Source organism: Pseudomonas poae RE*1-1-14, from assembly GCF_000336465.1.
Lineage (GTDB): Bacteria > Pseudomonadota > Gammaproteobacteria > Pseudomonadales > Pseudomonadaceae > Aquipseudomonas > Aquipseudomonas poae.
In genome coordinates this window covers 2,049,296-2,063,203 of the sequence record NC_020209.1, presented here as the reverse complement: position 1 = coordinate 2,063,203, position 13,908 = coordinate 2,049,296, and the positions used below count along the sequence as shown (strand labels likewise).

Here is a 13,908-nt window from a genome sequence, read left to right as displayed (position 1 = left end):
CGTTCTCAGGAATTCGGTTTGCTCTTGAGCTTGCCCAGCAGCGTGTCGAGGGACTTCTGATTCAGTGCCTTGGCCAACGGAAAGTCGGACGGCATCAGCGCGCCAGCCGTGGGATCGAGGCAGTGTTCGAGCAATGCTTGCAGGTGCGTCAGCAGGCGCGCGGGCAGGTCGCGGTCGACCTCGGCGCTGACGCTGTGCCAATGCAGGTGCAGCACGCCGTCCTCCAGCCACGCCACCACTTCTCGGGCATGACTCACACGGTTGGCGGGCGCGACCTCCGCCGGCGCCGCCAGGGTGCTGGCGCGCAGCCAGCCGGCGGGCGGTTGCTCGTGGCCCAGGTAATTGAACAGCACGTCACCGCTGCCCGCCGGCAATTCGCCGCGCAGGCGCAGCAAGCCATAGCCCAGGCCCTGACTGGGCACCGCGCGCAAGGCTTCCTTGGCCTGGCGCGCCCAGTCGCCCACGCTGCCTCGGGCGTTCACCCGCAGCGGGAACAGGGTGGTAAACCAACCCACGGTGCGGCTGACATCCAGCCCTTCAAAGCCTGCGTCGCGGCCATAGCGTTCCAGGTCAACCACGACCTCCTGGCGCTGATCGACTTCGGCAAGGGTCGCCACCAGCGCGGCGATCAGCAGTTCTTCCGGCTGGGTGCGGTAGGCCGCGTGGGACTCGGTCAGCCATTGCTGGGTGCGCGTGGCATCCCAGCGTGCCGACAGGGTCTGGCGCTCGGCCACCGTGGCCTGCGGCATTGGGTTGACGCCGAGTTGGCGGCTCCAGTACGGCTGTTCGGGGCTGGCAGCGCGGGCGTGCAGCTGCTCGGCCCATTGGCGGTAAGCCGTGGTTTTTGCCGGCATGACCACCGGCGCGCCGCTTTCCAGGGCGGCATACACCTGCTGGAAGTCTTCCAGCAACGGCCCCCAGGACACGGCGTCGATCACCAGGTGATGGGCCACCAGGTACAGGCGCTGCGGCGTGCCTTCCAGCAGCGCTGCGGCGAACAGCGGACCGTGTTGCAGGTCCAGGCTCTGCGCGACTTCTTGCAGTTGCCGCGCTTGAGTTGCAAGGGTTAACCGGGCCGGTTCCACCGTGGCAATAACCGCCTGCCATTGGCCGTCCACTTCGCTGAAACGCAGGCGCAATGCGTCGTGATGAGCGATCAGTTTATCCAGCGTTTGCTGCACCAGCGCCGGTTGCAGTGGACGCGCGCTGTCAGCCAGCACCGATTGGTTCCAGTAGGCAGGCTGCGGTTGCTGTTGGTCGAAGAACCACTGGTGCAAGGGCATCAACGGCATCGCACCGCTGATGTCGCCTTGCTCGGCCACGGCCCGCAGGGGCGTGATCAGCTGCGCCAGGCCCGCCGGGGTCTGGGCGCGGAACAGGTCTTTGGGCGTGAGGGCGTAACCCTGGTCGCGCAGCTGCGAAATCAGCTTGAGGCCGAGGATCGAATCACCGCCCAGGGCAAAGAAACTGTCCGCAGTGCTGACCGCACGGCCGCCGGTGAGGCTGTCGCCGAGCAGGTCGCTGAACAGCTGACACACCAGGCCTTCCAGCGCATTACGGGGCGCAACCGCTTCCTCTTGGCGCTGCGGCAGAGGCAGCGCCGTCAGCGCTTTGCGGTCGAGCTTGCCATTGGTGGTCAGTGGCAGGCTTGGCAGTGGCACCCAAACGGCAGGCACCATATAAGCAGGCAGTTGAGCGCTGAGTGCACTGCTCAGGTCCGCCTCGGCGGCAGCGCCGCTGTAGAACGCCACCAGCCGATTGTCGATCACCAGCGTGCAGGCGCCGCTGATGCCGGGCTGCCCGAGCAGCGCTGCGTCGATTTCGCCCAGCTCGATACGCTGGCCGCGTAGCTTGACCTGATGGTCGAGGCGGCCGAGGTAGTCGATATTGCCGTCCGGCAGGAAGCGGCAGCGGTCACCGGTGCGATACATTCGCTCACCGTTGATGGTTAAAAAGCGCTCAGCGGTAAGGTCGTCACGCTTGAGGTAACCCCGGGCAACGCCCACACCTGCGATGTACAACTCGCCGATGCTGCCAATCGGCAACGGTTGCTGCTGATCATCAAGAATGTGCAGGCGCAGGTTGGCGATGGGCTTGCCGATCGGCACCACGGCGTCATCCACCGAACAACGCCACACCGACACGTCAATCGCCGCTTCGGTCGGGCCGTACAGGTTGACCAGCGCCGCCGGGTGGCGACTCATGAAACGCTGCACCAGATCCGCTGGCAGGGCTTCGCCGCTGGCGAACACCTGACGCAGGCTGCGGCAAGCGGCCAGGCTCGGCTCTTCGGCAAATGCGCGCAGCATCGACGGCACGAAGTGCAGGGTGGTGACCTGTTCCTGCTGGATCAACTGGCTGAGGTAAGCCGGGTCACGGTGCCCATCGGGACGTGCCACCAACAGCGTGGCGCCGGTGATCAGCGGCCAGAAGAATTCCCACACCGATACGTCGAAGCTGTACGGGGTCTTTTGCAATACACGGTCATTGGGCCCAATCGGGAACGCGTCCTGCATCCAGTGCAGGCGGTTCATCAGCGCGCCGTGTTCGTTCATCACGCCCTTGGGCTGACCGGTGGAGCCGGAGGTGTAGAGCACGTAAGCCAGATCACTGGCCTGCACGTTCAGCGGTTCGCCATTTTCAGCGCTGGGCAGGGTTTCCAGCGTCCAGGCATTGTGGCCTGCCGGCAGGCGCGACAGCCACTGGGGTTGGGTCAAGGTCACGGGCGCGTCGGCGTCGGCAATCAAAAACGCCAGACGCGCGGCCGGCAACTCGGGATCGAGTGGCAGCCAGGCGGCGCCGGCATGCACGATGCCGAGCAAGGCGACGACCATCTCCACCGAGCGCTCCATGCACACCGGCACGATCGACTCACGGCCAATGCCGGCCCCGCGCAGGGCGCGGGCGACGGTGTGGGCGCGCCGGTCCAGTTCGGCGTAGCTCAGGCGCTGGCCTTCGAACACCAAGGCTGGCGCATTCGGCGTAAGTGCGGCCTGTTGGTTCAGGGCCGTGTGCAGGTCGGTCGGGCCGGGGTAATGCCGTTCGGTGGCGTTCCATTGCGCCAGTTGCGCCTGATCCTGCTGCTGCGGGAACAGCTCGACCAGTGCGCGTTCCGGCGTTGCGACCAGGGCATCGAGCAGCGCACACCATTGCGCGCTCCAGCGTTGCATCGTCGTGGCGTTGAACAGCGCGGCCTGGTATTCCAGCGCCAGGGTCATGTCGCTGCCGTCGTCGTGCACCTCCCAGCTTTGTTCGAACTTGGCGTCGATGGCCGGCAGGGTGCGCTCTTGGAGGGCCAGTCCCGGCCATTGACGGCTGTCCATATGGCCGTGGTTGAGGGAGAACAGCACCTGGAACAGCGGCGTGCGGTTGAGGTCGCGGCGCTGGGTCACGGCGCTGACCAGGCTGGCGAACGGCAGGTCGGCATGGGCCTGGGCGGCGCGCAGATCGGCTTCCACCGCGTCCAGCAGGGCAGCGCCCGGCGCCTGTGGGTCGACCTCGCTGCGGATCACCAGGGTGTTGACCAGGCAGGCCAGCAGGGTCTGGGTTTGCGGCTGGTCGCGCTGGTCCGCCGGGGTGCCCAGACGAATCTCGCGCTGGCCGCTGTAGCGCGCCAACAGGGCGCTCAAGGCGCTGGCGAGCACCACATACGGCGTGGTGCCGCGCTGCTGCGCGAAGTGGCGAATCGCAGCCGAACGTTCGCGGCCCAGGCTGAGATTCAGTTGACCGGCACGCCGATCCGCTTCGGCGGCGCGTGGCTGGTCCAGGGGCAGTTCGAGGCGGTAGTCGTCCGGGCCCAGATGGTTTTTCCAGTACGCCAGGCTGGCCTCGCGAAGGGCCTGGGTGTGCGGGTGCTGTTGCCACAGGCTGAAGTCGACGTAGTCGATGGGCAGGGCCGTCCACTCGGGCGCCTGCCCATGCAGGCCGGCGCGGTAGGCCTGGGCCAGCTCGTCGATCAACAGGCGCATCGCCCAGCCATCGGTGGCGCTGTGGTGCAGGCACACCAGCAGCAGATGCTCGTCGCTGCCCTGACGCTGCAATAAATGCGCGCGCCATGGGGCGGCGTTTGCCAGGTCGAAGGGCGCCATCAAGTCGGTCTGCGCGCGGCTGCACGCGCTGTTCCAGTCGCTCTCGGCAACCGAAGTCACTTGCAGCGCCGGGCCTTGCGGATCAATCAGCAACTGCGCCTGGCCGGCCATCTCCTTGATGCGGCTGCGCAGCACCAGATGGCGCTCGCTGAGCTGGTCAAAGGCTGCGCGCAAGGCGGGCACGTTCAGCGCGCCGGTCAAGGTCAGCGCGAAGGGCATGTGATATTCGCGCGATTGCGGCACCAGTCGGCTGAGCATCCAGAACCGCTGCTGCGCCAGGCCCAATGGCAAGACTGCCGGACGTGGCTGAGGCGTGATCTGTTCACCCGGCAAGGCCTGACTCAGTTGCGCGGCGAGGGCCGCGACCGTCGGCTGGGCAAACACCCGCGCCAACGGCAAGGTCACGCCCAGGCGTTCGCGTACCCGGGCGACCAGCTGCGTGGCCAGCAGGGAATGGCCGCCCAGTTGGAAGAAATGGTCGTCAATGCCCACCTGCGGGCAGTGCAGCACTTCGCTGAACAGCTCGCACAGCAGTGTTTCGTTGGCGTTGCGCGGGGCGCGGTGCGGCTGCTCGCGGTTTGCCTCCGGCAGGCGGATGGCGGCGAGGGCCTTGCGGTCGAGCTTGCCGTTGGGGTTGAGCGGCAGGTGATCGAGCTGCACCAGCAGGCCTGGCAGCAGGTGGGACGGCAGTTGGCGGGCGAGTGCTGCGCGCAGGTCGGCTTCGTGGGCGTCACCGCTCCAGAAGCTCACCAGGCGTTGGTCGATCAGCAGCGTGGCAGCCTCGCGAACCTGCGCCTGGGCCAGCAGGGCGGCGTCGATTTCACCGAGTTCGATGCGCTGGCCGCGCAGCTTGACCTGATGGTCGAGGCGACCGAGGTACTCGATATTGCCGTCGGCGAGGAAGCGGCAGCGGTCCCCGGTGCGGTACAGCCTTTCGCCGTTGACTGTCAGGAAGCGTTCGGCGGTGAGGTCGTCGCGCTTCAGGTAGCCGCGCGCAACACCGACGCCACCGATATACAGCTCGCCGGCCGTACCGATGGGCAACGGCTGCTGCTGGTCATCAAGAATATGCAGTTGCAGGTTGGCGATGGGCTTGCCGATCGGCACCACCGCGTCATCCACCGAACAACGCCATACCGACACGTCAATCGCCGCTTCGGTCGGGCCATACAGGTTGACCAGCGCGGCCGGGTGCCGGCCCATGAAACGCTGCACCAGATCCACAGGCAGGGCTTCGCCGCTGGCAAATACCTGACGCAGGCTGATGCAGTCAGCCAGGCTCGGCTCTTCGGCAAACGCGCGCAGCATCGACGGCACGAAGTGCAGGGTGGTGACCTGTTCCTGTTGGATCAACTGGCTGAGGTAGGCCGGGTCACGATGGCCGTCCGGACGGGCCACTACCAGGGTGGCGCCGGTGATCAACGGCCAGAAAAATTCCCACACCGATACGTCGAAGCTGTAAGGGGTCTTTTGCAGCACGCGGTCATTGGGGCCAATTGGACATGCATCCTGCATCCAGTGCAGACGGTTCATCAGCGCGCCGTGTTCGTTCATCACGCCCTTGGGCTGGCCGGTGGAACCGGAGGTGTAAAGCACGTAAGCAAGGTCATTGGGCTGCACGCTCAACGGTTCAGCGTCGCTGTGGGCGGGCAGTGAGTCCAGGGTCCAGGCGTTGTGGCCTGCCGGCAGGCGCGACAGCCACTGGGGCTGGGTCAGGGTGACCCGGGCATCCGCATCCTCAATCAGGAACGCCAGGCGCGCGGCCGGCAACTCGGGATCGAGCGGCAGCCAGGCGGCGCCGGCATGCACGATGCCGAGCAAGGCGACGACCATCTCCACCGAGCGCTCCATGCACACCGGCACAATCGATTCGCGGCCAATGCCGCTTGCACGCAGCGCACGGGCGACATGTTGGGCGCGTTGGTCCAGCTCGGCGTAGCTCAGGCGCTGATTCCCGAACACCAGGGCCGGCGCATCCGGCGTGAGTGCAGCCTGTTGGCTCAGGGCCGTGTGCAGATCGGTCGGGCCTGGGTAATGCCGTTGGGTGGCGTTCCACGCCTGCTGTTGCAGCCGCTCGGCGTCGGTCAGCGGCGACCATTGGCCGATCAGCGTCTGCGGTGCATCGAGCATGTTTTCCAACAGTGCCTGCCATTGCGTCAGCCAGCGCCGGGCGGTGGCCTGGCTGAACAGCGCGCTGCGGTATTCCAGCAACACCGACAGCACCTCACCGTCATGCACTTCCCAGTTCAGGTCGAACTTGGTGGCTGCGGCCGTCACTGCCCGTTCACGCACCTGCAAGTGCGGCCACTGGTTGGCGTCGTCAGTGCCGTTCTGCATGACGAACAGCACTTGGAACAACGGCGTCTGGCCGAGGCTGCGTTCCGGCGCGAGGTGTTCGACCAGTTGATCGAACGGCACGTCCTGATGCTGCTGGGCATCGAGCACGGTGTTGCGCACCTGGTCGAGCAGGCCGGCGAAGTCCAGGCCCGGTGCCAGGTCGGCGCGCATCACCAGGGTGTTGACGAAGCAACCGATCAGCGGTTGCAACTCGGCCAGTGGCCGTTGCGCCACTGGGCTGCCGACGCGCACATCGCGCTGGTTGGCATAACGCCCCAGCAGCAGTTGCGCAGCGCTGAGCAGCAGCATGTACAGGGTCGCGCTGCGCTGCTGGGCGAAATGACGCAAGCGTGCGGTCAGCTCGGCAGGCAATTGCAGCTGCACCGAACCGGCACGCGGGTCGAGCAGGTGCGGGCGTGGCTGGTCGGTGGGCAATTCCAGGTGGTAGCTGCCATCCTCCAGTTGCGTTCGCCAGTAGGCCAACTGGCTGTCGAATCGCGCCTGCTGCGCCGCCTCGCGTTGCCACAGCGCGTAGTCCGGGTATTGCAGAGCCAGCGTCGGCAGGCTGTGCTGCTCGCCTTTGTAGCAGCGGGCCAGTTCGTCAAGCAGATTTTGCGTGGAGGCGTCGTCGGTCACGCAGTGATGCAGGGTCAGCACCAGCAATGCCTGCGTATTGCGTTTGAGCAATTGGGCGCGTATCGGCGCTTCACGGGCCAGATCAAAGCGCTGCGCGGTGGCGGCCTCGATCGCGTCTTCGCTCAGTTGCTGCCAGTGCGCATCGGTGACGGCGTCCCAGTGTGTAACGGCCAGGGTCAGGTCGACAGGGGGCTCGATCACCAGCACCAGTTCACCGGCCGGCTCACGCACGATGCGGCTGCGCAGGATTTCGTGGCGTTGGATCACGCTGTTCAGCGCCGTTTGCAGCGCCGGCACCTGCAACTCGCCGTCGAACTGCACCGCGCTGACCACGTTGTACTCACTGGCGCCGCTCAGTTGTTCGAGGAACCACAGGCGCTGCTGTTCGAATGACAGCGGCAGGCGTGCCGGCCGCGCAGCGGGCACGAAGGTGTCGCGGGGTGTTTGCAGCGGCTGCGCGAGCAACGCCGCCAAGGCGTGCAAGGTGGGGTGTTCGAACACCGCACGCAGCGGTGGCACCGTGGCAAATTGCTGGCGCAGGCGCGCAAACAGCACGGCCGCCAGCAGCGAATGACCGCCCAGGTAAAAGAACTGGCTGTCACGCCCGATTGCGCTCAGCGGCAGGTGCAGCAGCTCGGCCCACAGGGCGGCGAGCTGGCGCTCGGCGTCGGTACGCGGCAGGTCCGTGGCGTCCGGCTCGGGCTGTGCGTGCGGCGCTGGCAGGGCCTTGCGGTTGAGTTTGCCGTTATCGGTGAGGGGCAACTGTTCCAGCACCACAAAGGCCGACGGCACCATGTAGTCGGGCAGCGCGGCGCCGAGGGCGTTGCGCCACGCGCTCAGGTCGGGCTGGTCGCAGCTGACGTAGGCCACCAGGCGCTTGTCGCCGGGCACGTCTTCACGGGCCAGCACCACCGCCTGACGCACGCCGGGTTGCGCGCCGATCAGGGCTTCGATTTCGCCCAGCTCCACGCGAAAACCACGGATTTTCACTTGATGGTCCATGCGGCCCAGGTATTCGAGCTGGCCACCGGGCAGCCAGCGCACCAGGTCGCCGGACTTGTACATCCGTGCACCTGGCAGCGGCGAGAAAGGATCGTTTATGAACACGCTGGCCGTTTGCTCGGCGCGGTTGAGGTAACCACGGGTCACCCCGGCACCGCCGATATGCAGCTCGCCGGGCACGCCCACCGGCAACGGGTTGAGGAACGCATCGAGCACATAAGTGCGCACGTTGGCAATCGGCCGGCCAATGATCGGACGTTGCGGGAAGTCATCCACCGCGCAGCCGGTGGCGTCCACGGTGCATTCGGTGGGGCCGTAGGTGTTGAAGAAGCGGCTGCCGGCGATGGACGGCAGGCGTTGCCAGAGCTGCGCGTCCACCGCATCGCCGCCAAACAGCACGAAGCGCGGCAGGTAGGTCTGGCCACGGCGCACGCCGTCGGTGTCGAGCAGGTTCTTGAGCTGCGCCGGGGTGCATTCGAAGGCGTCCAGGCGCGTGTCCTTGAAGAACTGCGCCAGGGCCGCCGGGTCGTAGCGCACGTCTTCCGGGGTGAGGTACAGGCTGTGGCCGTCGAGCAGCAGGATGAGTTCGGCCACCGAACTGTCGAAAGCGAACGAGTAGTTGAAGCTGGTGCGCATCGGCTGGTCGGTGTAGCGGCGGTACAGACCGTGAATGCGCGCCCAGGCCAGGTTGACCACCGACTGGTTGGTGACCAGCGTGCCCTTGGGCTTACCGGTGGAGCCGGAGGTGTACATGATGTAGGCCAGGTCATCGGGGCCGGCCAGCGCTGCGGGGTTGCTCTCGGGTTGGGAAACGAGCAGCGCAGTATCGGCGTCCAGACGCAGGCGTGGCAGGTGGCTGCCCAACGAGTCGAGCAGGCCGTGCTGACCGACAAACAACAGCGGTTGCGCGTCGTCGAGCATGTAGGCCAGGCGCTCGGCCGGGTAGCTTGGGTCCAGCGGCACATAGGCACCACCGGCCTTGAGAATGCCCAGCAAACCAATCAGCAACTCCAGCGAACGCTCCACGCACAACGCCACCGGACTGTTGGCCACCACGCCCTGGCCACGCAGGTAATGGGCCACCTGATTGGCGCGGCGGTTCAGTTCGGCGTAGCTCAGGCATTGGCCTTCGAAGCACAGCGCGTCACGCTCAGGTGTGCGCTCGGCCTGCTGCTCGAACAGTTGGGCGAAGGTCAGGTGCAGCGGCACGGCCATCTCGGTGCGGTTCCACTCCACCACCGTGCGCTGCCACTCGGCGGGCATCAGCAAGGGCAGGGTGGCGACCGCGCGTTGCGGCTCGGCGAGCAGCTGTTCCAGCAGGTGTTCCAGGCGCGCCAGGGTTTGCCGCGCGCTGTCCTGGGTGAAGAGGTCGAGGGCGAACATCAATTCGAGCTGAATCGGCGCATCGGCCGGGCACAGCACGTGCAGGTCGAGGTCGCATTCGGATTGTTTAAGCGGCGTGTCGAGCGCTTCGTAGGTAAGCCCCGGAAACTGCAGGCGCGATTCCATGCCCAATTGCTGCGCAACCATCACCTGATACAACGGCGCGTGGCTGAGGCTGCGCGGCAGTTGCAGGCTGTCCACCAGTTGTTCGAACGGCAAGTCCTGATGCTGCAGGCCTTCGCGCAAACGCGTGGCAACCTGGCTGACCACTGCACTGAAATCGGCCTGGGCGCTGAAGTCGGCGCGGATCGCTAAATTGTTCAGCAGGATCCCCAGCAGGCCTTCGGTGCCCGGTTGTTCACGGTGGGTGACCGGCGTGCCGATCAGTACGGTGGCGTCGCCGCTCAAGCGGTGCATCAACACCGCAAAGCCTGCGAACAGCACGCTGAAGGGCGTGGTGCCCAGGCGACTGGCGAGTGCCTGCACGCGACCGCTGAGGTCGGCGCTGAGTTCGCGTTGCACCAGCCCCGCGCGATAGCTCTGCACCGACGGCCGTGGATGGTCGGTGGGCAAGGCCAGCAGGGGGCTGGCATCCTGATCGCGACGGTCAAGGGTGCGCGTCCAGTAATCGAGTTGGCGCGCAAGTTCAGCGCCTTGCAGGTGCTCACGCTGCCACAGGGCGAAGTCGGCGTATTGCAGAGGCAGGGCCGGCAATTGCACGGCGCTGCCGTGACATCGGGCTTCGTACCCTTGCGCCAGCTCGCGCAGGGCGATGGTGGCCGACCAGGCGTCCGACACCAGGTGATGCAGGGCAATCCCCAGCACGTGTTCGTCCGGCGCCACTTTGAGCAGGCACGCGCGCAGCAGCGGTGGCGCCGTCAGGTCGAAGGGTTGTTCGAAGGTGGCTTGCAGGGCGTTGAACTGCGCGCCTTCACGGGCGGTGGCGGCCAGGTTCGACAGGTCTTCGAATGGCAGCTCAATGCTCAGCGCGGCGCTGATGTGCTGGCTCGGCACGCCGTCCACGCTGCGGATGCCGGTGCGCAGGATTTCATGGCGCGCCAGCAGGTCGTTCAGGCTGGCGTGCAGGGCTGCCACGTCGAGCTGCCCGCTGAGGCGCAGGGCAAACGGGATATTGAACAGCGTGGTGCCCGGCGTCAGTTGCTCGATAAACCACAGGCGTTGCTGGGAGAACGACAGCGGCAGCAGGGCTGGGCGTGGCTTGGCGTGCGGCGCATTGACGGCGGCGGCTTGCGGTGCGGCGGCTTGCGCCTCACGCGCGGCGATGGCCACGGCCAGCAGGGCGACGGTGGGCTGTTCGAACAGTACCCGCAGCGGGAGTTCGAGTTTGAATGTGCTGCGCAGGCGCGCGACGATCTGGGTGGCCAGCAGTGAATGACCGCCGAGGGTGAAGAAGTTGTCTTCCACGCCCACGCTGTCGCGGCCCAGCACTTGGGCCCAGATGGCGGCAATGGCGGCTTCGTGTTCGTTACGCGGCGCGAGGCTTTCGCGGGCGTCGGCCTGCCAGGTCAGTTGCAGCGCGGCCAGGGCCTTGCGGTCAACCTTGCCGTTGTTGTTCAGCGGCAGGCGGTCCAGGCATTCAAAGGCGGCCGGCACCATATAGGGCGGCAACTGCGCGCGCAGGTGCTCGCTCAAGCCGCTGTTGCCCAGGCTTTCGTCATGGGCCGACCAGTAGGCCACCAGCCAGGCTTCGCCCACGCTGTTTTCGCGCAGCAACACCGCCGCTTCGCGCACGTTCGGGTGCTGGGCCAGGCGGTGTTCGATTTCGGTCAGTTCGATGCGATGTCCGCGCAGCTTGACCTGCTGGTCGCGGCGGCCGAGGTATTCGATCACCCCGTCGGCACGCCAGCGGCCAAGGTCGCCGGTGCGGTACAGGCGACCGTCGATCTGCGCATGCTCGATGAAGGCTTCGGCGCTGCGCTGCGGGTCGTGCAGATAACCGCGACCCACGCCGACACCCCCGACGCAGATTTCCCCGACCACGCCGATGGGCACCGGGCGCAGCGCTTCATCGAGCACGTACAGGCGGTTGTTGGCGGTGGGCCGGCCGATGGGCATGTGGCTGATGCTGGCGTGCGGCGCTTCGGTAATCGGCTGGAACGCCACGTCGTCGGCGCATTCGGCCGGACCGTAGGCGTTCATCAGGGCGATAGCGGGGAACCGCGCAAACCAGTCGCGGGCCACGGTGGGCGGCAGCGCTTCGCCGGTGGGCAGCACCCAGCGCAGGTCGGGCAGTTGCAGGTCGCACGGGCACAGCGCAAGCAGGGTGCGCATCAGGCTCGGGACGATTTCCAGCACATTCAGACGCTCGCTGGCGAGTACCTGCAACAGCCGTTGCGGGTCGTGGGCGACCTCGTCCGGCAGGATGTGCACGGTGGCGCCGAGTACCGGTGCGGCGAGGAATTGCCACACGCTGATATCGAAGGCCACCGAAGCGGTCTGGGGGATACGGTCGGCGGCCTTCAGGCCCAGGGCCGGGACTTTGCCGAAGATGTTATTGAGCATGCCGCGTTGTTCGATCATCACGCCCTTGGGCGTACCGGTCGAGCCCGAGGTGAACAGCACGTAGGCCAGACTGCGCGGGGTGCCGGCCGGTGCCAGCGGTGCATCGTTGGCGATGTTCCAGGCCGCTTCGGCGAACAGCGCCTGGGGCGCGTGATCCAGACCGCTGAGCAACTGATCGAGCAGGCCGCTGCAGTCTTCGCTCGCCACCAGCAAAGGCGCGCGGGACAAACTGAGGATCTCGCGCAGGCGCTCCGGCGGGTGGTTGACCTCCAGCGGCAGCATCGCCGCGCCGGCCTTGAACACCGCGATCATCGCGGTCAACAGCGCCAGGCCACGGGGAGCCAGCAGCGCCACCAGTTGGTCCTCGGCGGCACCGGCCGCGCGCAGGGCATGGGCCAGGCGCGTGGCGCGCAGGTCCAGTTCGGCGTAAGTCAGGGACTGGCCGTCGCAGATCGCGGCCACCTGATCGCCGCGCTCGGCGACCTGGGCGGCAAACAGTTCGGCGTAGCTTTTATCCAGCGGGAAATCGTGAGGGTTGAGCGCCCAGTCGCCGAGCAATTGGTTGCGTTCATCGGCGGCCAGCAGGTCGAAACTGCCCAGCGGGGCTTCCGGTGCGGCGAGCATGCCGTGCACCAGGCTGGCCAGGTGGCCGAGCAGACGCTGCACTGTCTCGGCGGTGAACCGCTCACGGTCGTACGACACGCGGATGCCCAGTTGCTCGCCAGGCAGGATCACCACGGTCAAGCCATAGTGGGTGTGCACGCTGTGGTCCATGCCATCGAGGCTGAACTGAAAGCCACCGTCGAGAATCTGCTCATCGATGGGAGCGTTCTCGAACACCAGGATGCTGTCGAACAGGGTTTCGCCACGGGGAAAGTCGCTCCAGCCCTGGATATCGGTAAGCGGCGTGTGCTCGAAGTGGCGCATCTGCACGTTGAGTGCCTGCAAGTCACTCAGCCAGTCGCCCAGCCGCGCTTCGGGATCGACGTTGACGCGCAAGGGCAGGGTGTTGATGAACAGGCCGATCATCTCGGCAACGCCGGTGAGTTCGGCCGGTCGCCCGGCCACAGTGACGCCGAACACCACGTCGCGCTGCCCGCTGTAGCGCGCCAGCAGCAGCGACCACACGCCCTGGAAGAAGGTGTTGGGCGTGATTCGGCGGCTGCGGCAGAAGCTGGCCAGCGCCTGGGTGTGCTGTGCGTCCAGATGGATCAGTTGGTCGTCCACCAGCACCGCATCGGTATAGCGATCGCGCGTCACGCCGTTGTCCACGGTCAGCGGCGTCGGCGCGTTGAGCCCCTGCAACTGGTCGCGCCAGAACTGCTCGGCCTTGCCCGCGTCCTGGCGTTGCAGCCACTGGATGTAGTCGCGAAACGGTCGGGGGCTGCTGATCTGCGGCGTGCGCTGGTTGCACAGCGCCTCGTAGACTTTGAGAAAGTCCACGGTCACCAGGGAAATGCACCAGGCATCCATCAGGATATGGTGGAAGCTGCGGATGAACTCATAGGCCTCATCGGCCAGGCGCACCAGGCGAAAGCGAATCAGCGGCGGCTTGGACAGGTTGAAGCCGACTTTCTGCTCTTCTTCCAGCAGCGCACGAATGCGCGCCTGCTGCTCGTGGGGCGCCAGCTCGCGCAGGTCGAGGGTATCGAGGGGCACCTTGACCTCGCGGTGGATCACCTGCACCGGCTGCTTCTGGGTTTTCCACTGGAAGCTGGCCCGCAGTGACGGGTGCAGCGCCACCACCTGACGCCACGCTTCAAGAAACGCGGTCTCGTCAATGGCCCCACCGATTCGGTAGCGATCCTGCATCAGGTACACCCCGGAGTCCTCGTGCAGCAGGGAGTGGAACAACATCCCTTGTTGCAGCGGTGACAGCGGGTAGACATCTTCGATCGGATTGCGCGTGGTCTGGTCGGTGGTCATTCAAAACGTCCTG

1 protein-coding gene is annotated in these 13,908 nt (G+C 66.3%); it reads right to left on the bottom strand.

All coding sequences use genetic code 11. The features are described from left to right. Positions 1-5: 5 nt before the first annotated feature. On the bottom strand, positions 6-13,895 hold the full coding sequence (locus H045_RS09100) for a non-ribosomal peptide synthase/polyketide synthase (RefSeq protein ID WP_015372158.1): 13,890 nt from the start codon (positions 13,893-13,895) through the stop codon (positions 6-8). Positions 13,896-13,908: the final 13 nt, after the last annotated feature.